Here is a 16,035-nt window from a genome sequence, read left to right as displayed (position 1 = left end):
GGTCATTGGTCATTGGTCGAGTGGTCGAGTGGTCAGTGGTCAGTGGTCAGTGGGTCATCGTTAAGGGTTTTCTGCTGACAACGGACAACGGACAACGGACAACTAACAACTGTACGGGCGAAGCATTTAGAGAACTATTTTTGGCAATGACCGATAATTTATCTTCCAAATGCTTCGCCCCTACTGACAACTAACAACTGTACGGGCGAAGCATTTGGAGAACTATTTTTGGCAATGACCGATAATTTATCTTCCAAATGCTTCGCCCCTACTAACAACAACTTTGAGAATGACTGGAAAAATCACATATCTAGCCTACAATAGAGGTGGCGGAGACAAATGTTTCCGTTCACTCCTCACACCACACTCCGCCCGGACTAATGTTCGGGCGGTTCCTTATGGTCTGCATTAGTTTTCTAGTTTTTTTGCAAATGTATATCCTTTATCTCTAAGAGGATGTTTTTGCTATGGTAGAATTTTCACCAAGCTCAGAAATATCATAGGCAAAGGTTTTTAGGTATGTCAGCAGCAGAACAAGTTACAGATTCTACATTTGAGCAAGAAGTCCTCAAGAGCGAAGTTCCCGTATTAGTTGATTTTTGGGCTCCTTGGTGTGGTCCATGTCGTATGGTAGCTCCTGTTGTCGAAGAAATTGCCGAGCAGTACGAAGGACAAATTAAGGTTGTGAAAGTCAATACTGATGAAAATCCGAATATTGCTAGTCAGTACGGTATTCGCAGTATTCCTACATTAATGATTTTCAAAGATGGAGACAAGGTAGATATGGTTGTCGGTGCTGTACCTAAAACCACTTTAGCTACCACTTTGGAAAAGTATCTTTGAAGCCCAATAGACAACAAACTCTCCTTGAGTTATTCATTTACCGAAAAATTGGGTTTAAAGCCCCGTCGTTCTACGACGGCTTTCAATTAATTAGTGTACCAATACACTATACTAATGATAGTGGAAAGGTAATCAACCACTTAAAAAACCTTGTCGTTGAAAGACACCTGAACCTTGACAATTAAATCTATGCGGTTCTACTGCATTGTTCACGTTTTCCTCCTAGCAGTAGGTAAAAGATTTATACCGAGCGTGACTTGTGTTGAGCGAAGTCGAAACACGACTCAGATTTTTGAACTATTTGTTTCAAACTAAACAGGACTTGCAGCAATGCAACTAGGGTAGGGCATACCCAAAGTTAACGCTTGGGGAGAGTCCCACCTCGCTCGCTAGGTAACGCAAGGAACCTAGTTTAAGTGGTCTCGTTGAACCAAGAATCCCCGTCGATTTATCGTGGGGAGTGTCAAGGGACGAAAATGTTGCTTTGCCTATATTTCTTAAATAATAGAAAAAGCCTGGTTTCAGTAACACTTTCGGACATTTCCGTTGTGATTGTTAGTCAAGTAAAGCTTAGTTACTGAGAAGCCTGTATTGTAATAATTACGGTCAATATAGGAAGTATCATGTAAAATAACGTAAGTTGCTAGTACGGTGAGGCAAAAGTCAAAAAGCATATTACATCAGCCCTTTAGGGCTTTTTAATTATTGTTAGTTGACCTACCCTTTACTGTATTAGCAACTTTGGTTAAAATATAATGCCATTGTTGCGGCAGTAAGTATGACCTCTGAAGCGTCCTTTTCTTCATTAGATTCTCTTCAAGCAGATATTGCGGAATTAATAGACCGTTTACCGACACTAAAACATCGGCAATTTATTCAGCAATCACTCACCACAATTCTGCGTCTTGCTGATAGTGATATTGAACGTCTTGATTGGAAAATATTATCTGCTGCTTTAGCAGATATGGAATGTGGTTTCCAGTTATTTTATAACTACCGTCATGTGCGGAAAATTACTATTTTTGGTTCAGCGCGTCTAGCACCAGATACACCAGCATATCAAATGGCTCTGCAATTTAGTCGGGCTGTTTCCGCGCTAGGATTTATGATTATGACAGGTGGTGGTGGTGGGATTATGCAAGCTGGTCAAGAAGGCGCTGGGAGGGAAAATTCCTTTGGTTTAAATATTCAGTTACCTTTTGAGCAACAAGCTAACCCAATTATTGAAGGTGATGCTAAACTAATTAATTTTAAATACTTCTTTACTCGCAAGTTATTTCTTCTGAAAGAAAGTGATGCTGTGGCTTTGTTTCCTGGTGGTTTTGGCACTCAAGATGAGGCTTTTGAATGTATGACATTGAGCCAAACAGGTAAATTTGGTCCAGTTCCTTTGGTGTTAATTGATCAACCAGGGGGTGATTATTGGCGTTCTTGGAGTCAATATATTGATGAGAAATTGGTAAAAACAGGGCTTGTTAGTCCAGATGATCCGAGTTTGTACACTATTACAGATAATCTTGAAGTTGCCTGTAATGCTATTACTGGATTTTACCGAGTTTATCATTCTAGTCGTTATGTTGGTGACAAGTTGGTGATCCGGTTGCAAGAAGATTTATCCGATGCTCAAGTAGAATTACTTAATACTCAGTTCCGTGATATTTTGCTGACAGGTAAAATTGTGAAAAGCCAAGCATTACCACAGGAAGAACAAGATGAAACATCTAATTTGCCTCGGTTAGTTTTAAATTTTAATCAACGAGATTTAGGGCGTTTATATCAAATGATTGGGGTAATTAATCAGGTGGGTGTTCCCACTCCAGAGGAATTGGCACATCCAGAAAGGAAGTAACCTATACCAAGTTATTAATTAGCCAAAATATTTTATTCCTAATACATGAAACTTGCACTATGGGAATACCTGTGCCATTTTTTTGGTTTGTTGGGTTGTTCGCGTTAGGGTTGCAGAGCAATCAGCATTAAATCAAACAGATCCGTTGGGTTGCGCTGTCGCTTAACCCAACCTACGAAAAATGGACAAGGTATTGCATAAGTAATAATTTTGGGAGAAACTTAACTCTGTTGACTCGGTGAATTATTACTTTATTATGACTCAATACTGATAAATATAATCAGGCTCGTATATTGGTATAAGTTGCTAGAAAAAGAGGGAATTAAAAGTTAAAAATAGTCTCACAATATAGCTTACGCTTACGAAATTAAAGAAAACTCTTACCAATTAACCAATACAGGAATTTAAATATGCTGGAATTATTAGGATCAGGTTTGTTTTCTCTATGGCTAGAAATGGCTAAGGTGCCAATTCAACCCTTAGAAGCCTTGAGTGTCTTGGCTTGGCAAGGTAGCTCTAACTTGATTCTTGTCCCTGATCCCAGCCCAGCAGGTGCTATTACAGTCCAAGAATATCTCAAGAGTTTAATCACATCAAAATTAATTGACCAAACTCTCATGTCCTCTCAGGGGATTTGGTTGCAGTCGGGACCAATGCTAATGGCTAATCATCAAGGGACTGTACCTTTACCCGCTGCTTCCTTAACTAAGGTTGCTACTTCATTGGTGGCTTTGAAAGCTTGGGGACCCAATCACCAATTTGAGACTTTAGTTAGTAGCACTGGACCGTTAGTAAATGGGGTGGTGCAGGGTGATTTGGTGATTACTGGTAGTGGTGATCCGATGTTTGTGGGGGAGGAAGCGATCGCTCTGGGAAATACTTTGAATAAAATAGGTATTAAGCAAGTTAAGGGAAATTTGGTAATTACTGGGGCTTTTGCCATGAATTTCCAACGTCATCCCCTGCTTGCCGGTCAATTACTCAAACAAGCACTAAATCACCAAACTTGGTCGCGTTCTGTGGTTTTCCAATACTCAATTATGCCCAAAGGAACACCTAAACCCCAAGTGATTATTGCTGGTAATATTAAAGTAGACCCTCAACCTAAAGTTGGGCAAACTTTACTGGTACGTCATCTTTCCTTACCTTTGCAAAAAATCATTAAGGAAATGAACGTTTTCAGTAATAACGATATTGCGGAAATGTTAGCCGATTCTGTGGGAGGGGCAGATGTAGTTAGCACCACAGCATCCCAACTTGCTAGATTCCCCCAGTCAGAAATTCTCTTGATTAATGGTTCTGGTTTAGGGAAAGAAAATCGAATTTCTCCCAGAGGTGTTTGTGCTATGTTCATGGCATTGCAACGGGAAGCTAGTTCCTATCAGTTGACTTTGGCTGATTTATTTCCCACCTCTGGACTAGACCACCGAGGGACAATACATTCTCGACATATGCCAAAAGCGACTGTGATGAAAACCGGTACTCTCAATGATGTTAGTGCTTTAGCTGGAGTTGTCCCCACACGCGATCGCGGTTTGGTGTGGTTTACAATTATCAATCGTGGTGGAAATGTATCAGCTTTTCGGACTGAACAAGATAAACTTCTCCAACATTTAGAAAAAGAATTAGAAGTATCTACTGATATTCCGGCTACCCTCACACCTCATTTAGATAATTCTTTACCAAAATTTGGTGCAGCCAATCGCAATGAAGTTTTGTATAAAAGCTAGTTGTCAGTAGGGGCGAAGCATTTGGAAGATAAATTATCGGTCATTGCAAAAAATAGTTCTCCAAATGCTTCGCCCGTACATAGGGGCGAAGCATTTGGAAGATAAATTATCGGTCATTGCAAAAAAAGTTCTCCAAATGCTTCGCCCGTACAGTTGTCAGTAGGGGGGAAGCATTTGGAAGATAAATTATCGGTCATTGCCAAAAATAGTTCTCCAAGTGCTTCGCCCGTACATAGGGGGGAAGCATTTGGAAGATAAATTATCGGTCATTGCCAAAAATAGTTCTCCAAATGCTTCGCCCGTACAGTTGTCAGTTGTTAGGAAGAAGGGAGAAGAAGAAGATAATTTCTCCCCTACTCCTCCTACTCCCCCTACTCCCCCTACTCCCCCTACTCCCCCTACTCCCCCTACTCCCCCTACTCCCCCTACCTTCCTTCCTGGGGGATAATTTCTGTTACCACTCTGCGTCCAGAATTACCACCTTTGACAACAATATTTTCTGTTTCTAAATTACCGACGGCTGTTTCCCCTTGGAAAGTTAATTTTGGTTCAATTTGACGATAAACGATATTTCCCTGCGCTTCTAACAATTTTTTATCTAAATACCAAGTAAGTTGATTTGATTTTAAAGACTGACGACGTTGCCCAACTGCATTCACATTACCAGTGAGATATACCTTATTTTCTGGTATTTTCATTTGTCCCTGATTAGCAGTGACAGTGACATTTTCAGCAGATTGGAATATCCGAATGGGAGAATTTGTGGTGATATTTTCTTTCTTAATATTCCAGGTAATTGAGTTACTAATAATTTGTATCAATGGATCTAATAACTCTAATTTTGCCTGTGGTTGGAGAATGGCAATTTGAGTTTTTAAATTAATTTCTGCGGCATTACCGTTACCACGTCCAGTAATTTTGTTATCTTTATATCTTTCTATTTGGATTGGGCGATCGCTAAATAATTTCTCCTCCTTAATATGCCACATTAAATGATCAGTTCGCATTTGCAACTGTGGATCTGTGGATTTTGCGAATACTCCCCCTGAAAATTCTACCCGTTGTTCACGAGTTTTGATCTTTGCTTCTTGAGCTACAGCTTGTAATTGTTTATGACTACCATTTAACTGATTGCGAACAATCAATAAATCTTCTTGAGGTCGCCATTCTAACTCATTACCTTGGAAAACAATCCCATTGCGGGGATCGGTGGCTACAATTTTACCTTTAAGAAAAAGTTGCTTACCATCTTGCTTAATATCAGCCTTATCTGCTTTAATTTGGTAGACAACCTTTCCATCTTGATAAAGTTCTCCTTGAGGACTTTCTGCCTCACCAATTTGCTTATCTGTAGTGTATTTTGCTTCTTTGGCTTTAACTTTCCAGATTGGTCTCCCTACCTCATCAAACTGTTCTAAAGCCACACCGAAAAAAGTTAACTTAGTGTCATCCTCCTTTGGAGATGGATTATCAGTTTTTGATTGAATTGGTGATGGATTACCGCAAGCAGACAAGCATAAACCTAAACACAAGATCAAAGGCAGATAAAACAAATTAGTTGGTAATCGCCACCCAAAAAATGAATAGAAGTGGGGAGAATGATTTTTAGATCCCCTTTGATGTTTTGCATCTTGTCTTCTATTCTCCCTACCTTGTGCATATTGCATTATTCTGGAACTTCTAAATGTCTACTATTATCTCGATGATCGTCTAAAAAGCCCATACTAGACAATGGCCGATATGGATAACTTTGGCGGGGAGTTTTTTGGATATCTTCTTTGATAGCTTCTAAATCAATATAGCGATCGCTCACATTAATTAAACTATCACTAGTCATAGAACGCAAACTCACCACCTCGACCCTCACACCACGATAGCTCACAGAATTGACAGCATAAGCCAAATCACCGTCACCGCTGACTAAAACTGCGGTATCATAGGAATCGCACAAAGCCATCATATCAACAGCTATTTCTACATCTAAGTTAGCTTTTTTAGAGCCATCTGGTAATTGCACCAAATCCTTAGCAATCACTCGATAACCATTGCGACGCATCCACAACAAAAAGCCCTGTTGCTTCTCATTTGTCCGATCTACACCTGTGTAGAAAAAAGCGCGTAACAGCCTTGATCCACCAGTTAAACGGCACAATAACTTAGTATAATCAATTTCGATTCCCAGTTGAAGCGCCGCATAAAATAAGTTTGAGCCATCAATAAAGATAGCCACCCGACCCCGATTTTCCAAAACTTGTTCTGGCGTAAATATTGAGTCGTTTTCAAAATTGTTCAACATTATTGTCATACCTTGTGTTGTTATCCCTGTGATGATAGAAATTTCTAACTATCTGCTTATTAGAGTTGCTAATGATAAGTCTCCGGGGCTAATACATCAGGAATCTTCAATCATCAGTAAAACTGTTTTGATTATTTACTTCCTTGATCTACTATTAAGATGTAATTAATAGCCCCGAATCGTTTTTTAAGAAATTCGCAGTTCCCAAAATTAATCTTTTATTTTGATGTTTCTATCCGTTTAAAAACTGGTTTTGGTGTTCCCAATATTTGTTGTTCGGATAATATTCCCCAGGTTGAGTGGGTACAAAAAGGAGCTAAAATTGCACTTTCTTTTTGTTCATTAAAATTGATCCCCCAGCCTAATTGCTGATAAATATCACTGCTGATATTAGGAATAATTGGGGATAGAAGATAAGCTGCTAATCTTACAGATTCCAGAACCGCATATAGCACCGCTTCCACTTCCTCCTGTTTACCTTGTTTATATAATGACCAAGGGGCTTGATCATCAATAAACTTATTACTGGCTTGCACCAGAGATAAAACATAGTGACAGGCTTCATTGAAAGCTAATGCTGTGTATGCTTGTTTCACCTTTTCTCCCAACTGTAACCCTATCGCTTTCAAAGGATTTTCCGATGGAATGTCTGAATGGCTAATGGACGGTACTTGACTAGCGCAGTATTTCTTCACCATGTTTAAAGTCCGATTTAACAAATTACCTAAATCATTTGCTAAATCTGCATTCAAAACATTAATGAACCTAATTTCATTAAAATCGCCATCCTTCCCAAATTCGATTTCCTTAAGGAAGTAATAACGAACGGCATCACTACCATAATTTTCCACTAAAGCGATAGGATCAAGAGTATTACCTAAAGTCTTGCCCATTTTTTGACCATCTTTAGTTAAAAAACCATGTCCAAATACCCTGTCTGGTAAAGGTAATCCCGCTGACATCAACATTGCTGGCCAGTACACAGCATGAAAGCGTAAAATATCTTTACCAATCAAGTGCAGATTAATCGGCCACCATGTTTGTAAAGCATTAGCTAAGGTTGGTTCTGCATCTGGTTCTAACAATGCTGTAACATAACCTAAAAGAGCATCAAACCACACATATAATGTATGTTGAGAATCCACAGGTACGGGAAAACCCCAATCAAGATTTACCCGCGAAATCGAAAAATCCTGTAAACCTTGGGTGACAAAATTGAAAACTTCATTTCGTCTGCTGACAGGTTGGATAAAATCTGGGTGAGATTGATAAAATTCCTCCAACTGAGTTTGATATTTAGACAAGCGGAAGAAATAGTTCTGCTCATCTCGCCACTCTACTTGTTTGTTAGTATGAATGGGACAGTGTTTATCTGCGAGTAAATCCCGTTCTTCCTTAAACTCTTCACAGGAAACGCAGTACCAACCCTTTTGTTCTCCTTGGTAAATATCGCCATTTTCCCAAACCCGCTGGAAGAACTCTTTAACTATGGCTTCGTGACGGGGTGCTGTAGTTCGACTAAAGCGGTCATATTGAATATCGAGTAAATCCCACAATCTGACAAAACTGGGGACAATTTCATCACAAAAATCCTGTGGTGGTTTTCCTAAACTCGCTGCTGAACGCTGAATTTTTTGACCATGTTCATCTGTACCTGTAATTAGTAGCACCTGATGCCCCTGCAAGCGATTAAATCTGGCTACTACATCCGCTGCTATAGTTGTATAAGCACTGCCAATATGGGGGACATCATTGACATAGTATAGTGGTGTGGTCAGTGCAAAAGTCTTTTCTGTTTTATTCACAAGATTCATGGACAATAAAAGCAAATTATTATTAATCAGTTTTCTCTATTAATAATCTAGATTATCTAGACAAAACTACGCAATTATATAACATTGCTACTGTTTTTTTCAAACTCCTTCTGAATGATAACAAGTTTATGGACTGAAGAATTGTTTAATTACTTCTATAAATTCACCTGATTTCTGGCCAAATCAGCGAAAGTATTTACTAATTAATAATCATGGTAAAACCTGTTTCTTGCATTGGTAGTTACAGGGAATACACTAACTGAAACTCTAGCGATATAAATAATTGTGTGGATATAATTCCCATATCAGATTCTCCCAGTAATAGTTGACAAAACTGTTAAGCATTAAGCATTAAGCTAACAGCTTTAAAGGTGAAAATACAGAAAATTAACCATAATTTCCTGGGTGTAAGCTGTAACTTCCAGGAAATAAATATTTCCTTTTCTTTGTTATTCCTGCTTTTGGCTGACTGCTGATAGTTGAATACAGCACCAATCTGACACTATTGCCAGTGAGGAGGATTTAACGCTTTCACATACTTATATATGATGAATAAAAATCGCCATAAATTCTGTAATCATGGTTTCAGAGTGGGTTATTTTTTATGTGGAAAGGTTGATTTTAGACAAAGCAAAAAGGATAAAAATTTCGTCACAATCCCTATCTGGATAACGGAAAGGGTAAAGTTAAAGATAGAGTAGACGAATAAAAATCAGCAAAATGCCAGCAGTTGATCCTCAACCTTGTTTTTTAACTCCAAAACCAGTACAATCAAATTCCCCGTTATTCATCTATTTACCAGGAATGGATGGGAGTGGTGAATTATTGCAAACCCAAATCTCTGAATTAGCCTCTTGTTTAGATATTCGTTGCTTGGCTATACCCAAAAACTATCTTGCGACTTGGGACGTTTTAGCAAGGAATGTTTTGGACTTAATTCACGCTGAATTGGAAACAAGCTGTCAACGCCCAATATACCTATGTGGTGAATCTTTTGGTGGTTGTTTAGCAATGCAAGTCGCAATTCAATCACCGCAGTTATTTAAACGGATTATTTTAATTAATCCCGCTTCATCTTTGCACCAGCAATTCTGGTTTAATTGGATATCCCAGATGACTCAGTTTGTGCCATCATCCCTATTTAATCTGGGTGCATTAGGGTTATTACCGTTTCTGGCATCATTAGCACGGATTTCTCAAAGCGATCGCTATAGACTGCTTACAGCTATGCGTTCCCTGCCCTCAGCAACGGTAAACTGGCGTTTATCATTGCTGCGAGATTTCCACGTTGATAAAAACGATTTACAACGGCTAACACAAGAAATTTTACTCATTGGGAGTGGTAGCGATCTTTTATTGCCTTCCGTCAGTGAAATCGCCAGATTAGCGGAGATATTACCAAATAATCGGACATTTCTCCTCCCAAATAGCGGTCATGCTTGTTTACTAGAGAAAGATGTGAATCTCTATCAAATTCTCAAAGATAACGATTTTTTAGAATTTAATATTAATACACCAAAATTTATCACATCAACAGCAAGTTCCATGATCACCAAGTCTATGTGAAGCTTAATTACGTTACTACAGGGGCAATTCATGTACCTGGCTTCCTGAAGAAATTGCCCCTATAATCTGTAATTACTATCGGTGGGTTTTCCCACTTCCCACAGTATTCTGTAAGATCCGTTTGCCTTTGGGAGATGAATACTCAGTATTTTTAGAGGTTTGTATTGCCTCTTTGACAAGGGTAGCTAGTTCTTGTAACTGGTTAATCGCTTCCGCACCTTCTAATTTCATTAATTCCCGATCATCACGCATTTCTGTCCAAGTAATTCCATAGTCGGATACTAAAAAGCGAATTAGATGGTTGTCTCCTAAGCTGACCATAAAGGATGCACTGTTCATCTGATTGCCGCAAGTATAGCAGGAAGCAGGATAACCATGCCGTTCTAGTACAACCGCTAAGGCTTGCAAATTCATTACCAAATCTTGAATAAATTGTCTATGTTCGTTTGCTAGTCTTAAAAACACTTGTCCCTCCAGACACCACAGTCAGTTGAGTTTATTTTATATTTTCTTTAGATTTTCTCATAAACTGGCATTGTAGAATAGTATTCACAATTTTTAGCGGTTTATGAGTTCGATAATTAGTTAACTTGTTTAGGTTAGTGGATAACGATTCTTTAAGCAGTATCAAACTATTCAATTTTTCAGGTACTTATAGCAAACACAGGTACTAAAATTTACATTTTGGTTTCCCCGATCTGTCGGAATCGTACTTGATAAAATTGAGACGTTTTTAGCCTAACTTAAATCCACTCATAGTCAAGTTCGTTAAATCTATGTATTGAACTATCACAGACGATATGAAGCTGAATTGAGATGATTTATTTACTCTAGCGCTTATTTTCGTTGCTTGTGTTTTTATCTCCATTTCAAATAAACCTCATATCATATAACATAGATTGAGATTAACGCAACTAGTAAACATACTTAGTTAATATATTACTTCTAGTATATATATATTTTTAATCTCCGCTATAACACTGATCTTAATATGAGAGAAGCTGGTTTTCAGAAAGTATAATATTTTGTCAGAATCAGGATAACCAGGATTATAGGATTAACAGGATGATTATTTGATGGTTGATGACTATTCACTTAATATTTTGTCTGATAGCGTAGCGTGGCGTAAGCCATATCAGGATATCCAGGATTATAGGATTAACAGGATTGTTATTTGATGGTTGATGACTATTTACTTAATATTTTGTCAGAATCAGGATAACCAGGATTATAGGATTAACAGGATGATTATTTGATGGTTAATGGCTGTCGTTTATGTATTGATTATTATATCTCACCTCATAAATATTTATTTACTTTTCTCTATACTAATCATCAACAACTAACCAATAATCAAACAATCACATCCTGTAAACTTTAAATATTTGACATTGTGATTTTTATACTATTAAGATTACAAGATTATTGTATAAATCATAGCAGCTTATATTAACTCATGGGTAAAAATTTTAATACAGTCAAGACGGAGGTTAAACACTGGAGAAATTTCACATTTAATGGTCAAGTTTACGACTTATCACATCTTGATGTTCACTGGGTTGAATATACTGATGATACAGATGAAAATAACCCATTCACATACAGATTTATCGTCACATATAGCTCACATTGTTTTACGAAAGAATCGGATGAACTGAGCAGCGAAGAATCAAATTTATTGATGTATAATGCTCCAAGAGAGTCTAGACCATTCAATTTTGAAAGATACAACTTGTCAAAGCATTTACCCAGTATTATCAAGTCACTGGGTGAAAAAACAACATTAGTATGTCATGCTGGATATGGAAACTTTGCAACCGTTAAAATTGTAGATTCTAATGGTATTGAAGTTGATTATTTTGTTGTTTTTACAGTATTTCGGGAAAGTAAAAAGCTGAGGTTGCACGTAGAAAGCGCCTACCCTAAATATGATGGTATAGGTAAAATCAAAAAAGTTCGCTTTTTTGTGATAGCTAAAAACTTATTAAATAATAAAAAATTACCCAGTCCTTAAATAACAAAGACTCCTTGAGGAGTCTTCGCCAAAAATCAATTTTTGGTATTCAGAACGTCTTTACCGGAATTCCTCGACCATAAAGGTAACGGGATGTCATGTTTAGACTATCTTTCAACGCCTAAATCATGTCTGCTGCATCCTATATTTCCATATTAGGCTATATTTTCAACTTCGTCAAGTTTCTATTTGTCAGAATCAGGATAACCAGGATTATAGGATTGGTAGGATGGTTATTTGATGGTTGATGACTATTTACTTAATATTTTGTCTGAATCAGGATAACCAGGATTAAAGGATTTACAGGATGGTTATTTGATGGTTAATGACTATTTACTTAATATTTTGTCTGAATCAGGATAACCAGGATTATAGGATTTACAGGATGGTTATTTGATGATTACTAGAGGTAAATGATGTATTGATTATTACAGTAATTTCATAAAAATTAACCTTTCTCTATCCTAATCATCAACAACTAACCAATAATCGAACAATCACATCCTGTACATCCTTAAATCCTGGACATCCTGATTCTGACAATAATATGCTATTTTATATACAGCATACATGAAACCAACCATTAACGAATCATGAATAATCCACAACAACCGCGAGAATACGATGCTGTGCTTGGTGGTAATAGTCCATCACTAGAAGGTGCTGCGGTTTTAGGTGGTATTGAAGGGGTAAAATTACGGTTGCAAAATCCAAATTCAAATGTAAGAATTGCTGCACTGAAGCAAGCATTGAATTATGGAGAACAGGGTTTAGATTTAGTAATTGCACGTTTAAAAGATGAATCTTGGGATATTCAAAATGCGGCTTATTTAATATTAAATTCTAGAACAGAAACAAGAATTAAGCAAATATTACAAAAGCCTAATCTAGAAGGTTTAAAACTAGAACAAATCGAAGTAGTCACAGTCGTCGACGAATTTGACGACGAATTTGACGACGAATTTGACGACGAATTTGACGAATTTATCTTCAAATCCGATAAAGTCGGCGAATTTCAATATGAAATCGGCGAATATCAATTTATTATTCACCGTCAGCCGCGTATAGCTAGATATTTTATGGAAGATTTGGGTAATGGTGTTACCTTGGAAATGGCTGTAATTCCTGGTGGTACTTTTATGATGGGTTCACCGGAAAATGAAGAGGGAAGAAGTGATAATGAAAGTCCCCAGCATCAAGTGACAGTTCCTAGTTTCTTTATGGGAAAATATCCAGTAACACAGGCACAATATCAAGCTATTATGGGAACTAACCCTTCTTTTTTTAAAGGTAGTAATCGCCCTGTTGAATGCGTTAGTTGGAATGATGCGGTTAAATTCTGTAAACTGTTAAGCGAAAGAACAGGAAAAACCTACAGATTACCTAGTGAAGCTGAATGGGAATATGCTTGTAGAGCCGGAACTACCACACCATTTCACTTTGGAGAGACAATTACAACGCATTTGGCTAACTATCATTACGATAATGGTAACGATAGTTATACTTATGGCGTTGGGAACGATAGTTATATTTATGGCAATGGGATTGAAGGAATTACAACAGTAGTAGGCAGCTTTGGAGTAACTAACAATTTTGGATTATATGATATGCACGGCAATGTATCGGAGTGGTGTCAAGATAATTGGCATAGTAATTATAAAGGTGCGCCTACAGATGGAAGCGCATGGTTAAATAATATTATATCAAGTAGTGATGAATATCTGATGCGCGGTGGTTCGTGGCTTTTCGGTTCTCTTACTTGCCGTTCTGCTTATCGCGACAGCAACTTCCTCGACGACGGCAACAATATCGGTTTTCGGGTTGTATGTAGTGGTGCGGTGGGGACTTAGTATCACTATGCGCTTTTACCCTCTTGCTCTTTTCTTGTCTTATCTATTTCGCGTAGCGAGAATTTTTTGTCTGAATCAGGATGTCCAGGATTAAAGGATTTACAGGATTGTAATTTGATGATTGATAGATGAGATTCATATATTTATTCTTCCATCTCACTTCATAAATATTCACTTTTCTCCATACTAATAATCAACAACTAACCAATAATCAAACAATCACATCCTGTACATCCTCAAATCCTGGACATCCTGATTCAGACAATAATCTTCCATCTCACTTCATCAATATTCACTTTTCTCCATACTAATAATCAACAACTAACCAATAATCAAACAATCACATCCTGTACATCCTCAAATCCTGGTCATCCTGATTCTGACATTTATTTTCTTCTTTGCAACTTTGCGCGAAATAAAAACCCGAATAAACTAACAACTAACTCCCCTATTTATACATAATGAATAACCCCCATCAACAACTACTCCAACAAATAGACCTCATGCTTCGCGCCCGCTATCCCCTACTATATATAGTCGGAGTCGAAGAAGAACCAATAGAACAAGTCCTCCAACAACTCACCCAAATATCCCAGACACCACGACAACTATTATTATGGGATATCGTCACCGGTTGGGATGACAACGGAACTGATAAAGGTTCAGTCATGGGTGCATTATCAAGAATTACCAAAACCCCAGAAAATACAACCACAATATTTGTATTGCGAGACATTCATTTTATCCTCAAAAACCCCGAAACAGAAAAAAATGCTCCCGTAATTCGGGCTATCAAAAACCTCACCCGTCAACTCAAACGCACACGCCAAACCCTCATCCTCACTAGTCATATATTAACCATTCCCCCAGAACTACAAGAAGAAATTACAGTAATTGATTTTCCCTTACCCAACATCCAAGAAATAGATTATTTAATTCATCAATTAATAGTCCCCGAAAAACTTAACTTAAACGGACTAGGAAAAGAACAATTAATCAAAGCCTGTCAAGGATTAAGTCGCGCCAGAATTAGAAGAGTTTTAGCCGCCGCTTTAGCAGCAAAAGGACAAGTCAACGAAACAGATATTGATAGAGTTTTAGAAGAGAAAAAACAAGCAGTTCGCCAAACGGGAATCTTAGAATTTTACACGGCCAATGAATCATTAAAAACCGTCGGCGGATTAGAAAATCTCAAACAGTGGGTGCGAATGCGTCAAGATGCTTTTACCGAAGAAGCACGACGTTATGGCATACCCAACCCCAAAGGCGTTTTATTAGTAGGAATCCAAGGAACAGGAAAATCATTATCAGCCAAAACTATCGCCCATGAATGGCGTTTACCATTGTTACGTTTAGACGTGGGGAGATTATTTGGGGGTATAGTCGGAGAAAGTGAAAGTCGCATTCGGCAAATGATACAATTAGCAGAAGCAATATCACCCTGTGTATTATGGATGGATGAAGTAGATAAAGCATTTGGTAATATTAATAGTGGTACAGATGGTGACTCTGGAACATCGCGCCGGGTATTTGGTACACTCATTACCTGGATGCAAGAAAAAACTAGTCCGGTGTTTATGGTGGCTACTGCTAATAATGTGCAAATATTACCAGCGGAGTTATTAAGGAAAGGGCGATTTGATGAAATTTTCTTTTTAAATTTACCTACGGAAAAAGAACGCCATGATATTTTTAAAGTCCACTTGCAAAAAATCCGTCCTTCCCGACTGCGAGATTTTGATTTACAGAAACTTGCAAGTCATAGCGAAAATTTTAGCGGTGCGGAAATTCAACAGGTAATTATTGATGGTATGCACCGCGCTTTTGGTAGTTTAGTCGCTGGTAATAGGCGGGATTTTAGCACGGAAGATATTTTAGCAGCGGTATCGGAAACTGTTCCTTTGGCGGCTATTGCTAAGGAACAAATTACGAGTTTAAAACGCTGGGCTGCGGAAGCTGGCGCAAGAACGGCTTCTATTGATACACTCTTAATTGAGGAGTTGAAGGTTTATTCTCAGCAGCAAGGTTTGGGTCCTTTGGAGGTGGATTAAATAATAACGAACCGCAGAGGCG

12 protein-coding genes and 1 pseudogene are annotated in these 16,035 nt (G+C 38.0%); 8 read left to right on the top strand and 5 right to left on the bottom strand.

Annotation, left to right across the window (positions count from 1 at the left end; genetic code table 11):
* Positions 1–46: 46 nt before the first annotated feature.
* A complete protein-coding gene (locus HGD76_RS15110; protein WP_233466888.1) occupies positions 47–190 on the bottom strand; it encodes a hypothetical protein in 144 nt (47 codons plus the stop codon).
* A gap of 308 nt (positions 191–498) precedes the next feature.
* Between HGD76_RS15110 and trxA the strand changes: the two are divergent.
* The 4 genes and pseudogenes from trxA to HGD76_RS25460 form a co-directional block, all read left to right on the top strand.
* Positions 499–843, top strand: a pseudogene (gene trxA / locus HGD76_RS15105) (thioredoxin); the annotation flags it as partial.
* A gap of 778 nt (positions 844–1,621) precedes the next feature.
* On the top strand, positions 1,622–2,692 hold the full coding sequence (locus HGD76_RS15100; protein ID WP_148760769.1) for an LOG family protein: 1,071 nt from the start codon (positions 1,622–1,624) through the stop codon (positions 2,690–2,692).
* 410 nt (positions 2,693–3,102) lie between these two features.
* Positions 3,103–4,422 (top strand): D-alanyl-D-alanine carboxypeptidase, encoded by a 1,320-nt coding sequence (locus tag HGD76_RS15095; RefSeq protein ID WP_168696272.1) that lies wholly within the window; start codon positions 3,103–3,105, stop codon positions 4,420–4,422.
* Between the two features lie 217 nt (positions 4,423–4,639).
* Positions 4,640–4,870 carry a hypothetical protein gene (locus tag HGD76_RS25460; RefSeq protein WP_233466887.1) on the top strand — a complete coding sequence of 77 codons (231 nt, stop codon included), beginning with the start codon at positions 4,640–4,642 and terminating at the stop codon, positions 4,868–4,870.
* Here the strand turns inward: HGD76_RS25460 and lptC are convergent.
* The 3 genes from lptC to metG all read right to left on the bottom strand — a co-directional run bounded on the left by lptC (position 4,848) and on the right by metG (position 8,532).
* On the bottom strand, positions 4,848–6,089 hold the full coding sequence (gene lptC / locus HGD76_RS15085) for an LPS export ABC transporter periplasmic protein LptC (protein ID WP_210967643.1): 1,242 nt from the start codon (positions 6,087–6,089) through the stop codon (positions 4,848–4,850). The two genes, HGD76_RS25460 and lptC, sit on opposite strands and share 23 nt — an antisense overlap.
* Positions 6,089–6,718 (bottom strand): LabA-like NYN domain-containing protein, encoded by a 630-nt coding sequence (locus HGD76_RS15080; protein ID WP_148760765.1) that lies wholly within the window; start codon positions 6,716–6,718, stop codon positions 6,089–6,091. Before HGD76_RS15080 ends, lptC begins: the two co-directional genes overlap by 1 nt.
* Before the next feature lie 218 nt (positions 6,719–6,936).
* Positions 6,937–8,532 carry a methionine--tRNA ligase gene (gene metG, locus HGD76_RS15075; RefSeq protein ID WP_148760763.1) on the bottom strand — a complete coding sequence of 532 codons (1,596 nt, stop codon included), beginning with the start codon at positions 8,530–8,532 and terminating at the stop codon, positions 6,937–6,939.
* Positions 8,533–9,252: 720 nt separating this feature from the next.
* Between metG and HGD76_RS15070 the strand changes: the two genes are divergently transcribed.
* Positions 9,253–10,098 carry an alpha/beta fold hydrolase gene (locus tag HGD76_RS15070; RefSeq protein WP_148760761.1) on the top strand — a complete coding sequence of 282 codons (846 nt, stop codon included), beginning with the start codon at positions 9,253–9,255 and terminating at the stop codon, positions 10,096–10,098.
* Positions 10,099–10,173: 75 nt separating this feature from the next.
* On the opposite strand, the gene HGD76_RS15065 is transcribed toward HGD76_RS15070, so the two are convergent.
* Positions 10,174–10,563: a DUF1815 family protein gene (locus HGD76_RS15065; RefSeq protein WP_168696271.1), complete on the bottom strand. Its 390-nt coding sequence runs from the start codon at positions 10,561–10,563 to the stop codon at positions 10,174–10,176.
* 991 nt (positions 10,564–11,554) lie between these two features.
* On the opposite strand from HGD76_RS15065, the gene HGD76_RS15060 reads away from it, so the two are divergent.
* The 3 genes from HGD76_RS15060 (at position 11,555) to HGD76_RS15045 (ending at position 16,013) form a co-directional block, all read left to right on the top strand.
* Positions 11,555–12,112, top strand: a complete 558-nt coding sequence (locus tag HGD76_RS15060) for a YjaZ family protein (RefSeq protein WP_015079061.1) — start codon at positions 11,555–11,557, stop codon at positions 12,110–12,112.
* A gap of 593 nt (positions 12,113–12,705) precedes the next feature.
* On the top strand, positions 12,706–13,962 hold the full coding sequence (locus HGD76_RS26125; protein ID WP_325064808.1) for an SUMF1/EgtB/PvdO family nonheme iron enzyme: 1,257 nt from the start codon (positions 12,706–12,708) through the stop codon (positions 13,960–13,962).
* 461 nt (positions 13,963–14,423) lie between these two features.
* Positions 14,424–16,013 (top strand): Ycf46 family AAA ATPase, encoded by a 1,590-nt coding sequence (locus HGD76_RS15045; protein ID WP_168696270.1) that lies wholly within the window; start codon positions 14,424–14,426, stop codon positions 16,011–16,013.
* The last annotated feature ends 22 nt before the right edge of the window (positions 16,014–16,035 follow it).

The organism is Dolichospermum flos-aquae CCAP 1403/13F (assembly GCF_012516395.1).
In the GTDB taxonomy this organism is placed as follows: Bacteria; Cyanobacteriota; Cyanobacteriia; order Cyanobacteriales; family Nostocaceae; genus Dolichospermum; species Dolichospermum lemmermannii.
The sequence above is the reverse complement of the archived record's forward strand: the minus strand, read 5'-3'. Positions and strand labels throughout refer to the sequence as shown.

Coding starts and splice junctions, on each gene's coding strand:
- HGD76_RS26125 (WP_325064808.1), top strand. CDS start 12,706: ATGAATAATCCACAACAACCGCGAGAATACGATGCTGTGCTTGGTGGT.
- HGD76_RS15045 (WP_168696270.1), top strand. CDS start 14,424: ATGAATAACCCCCATCAACAACTACTCCAACAAATAGACCTCATGCTT.
- HGD76_RS15070 (WP_148760761.1), top strand. CDS start 9,253: ATGCCAGCAGTTGATCCTCAACCTTGTTTTTTAACTCCAAAACCAGTA.
- HGD76_RS15080 (WP_148760765.1), bottom strand. CDS start 6,718: ATGTTGAACAATTTTGAAAACGACTCAATATTTACGCCAGAACAAGTT.
- HGD76_RS15095 (WP_168696272.1), top strand. CDS start 3,103: ATGCTGGAATTATTAGGATCAGGTTTGTTTTCTCTATGGCTAGAAATG.
- metG (WP_148760763.1), bottom strand. CDS start 8,532: ATGAATCTTGTGAATAAAACAGAAAAGACTTTTGCACTGACCACACCA.
- lptC (WP_210967643.1), bottom strand. CDS start 6,089: ATGCAATATGCACAAGGTAGGGAGAATAGAAGACAAGATGCAAAACAT.
- HGD76_RS15100 (WP_148760769.1), top strand. CDS start 1,622: ATGACCTCTGAAGCGTCCTTTTCTTCATTAGATTCTCTTCAAGCAGAT.
- HGD76_RS15060 (WP_015079061.1), top strand. CDS start 11,555: ATGGGTAAAAATTTTAATACAGTCAAGACGGAGGTTAAACACTGGAGA.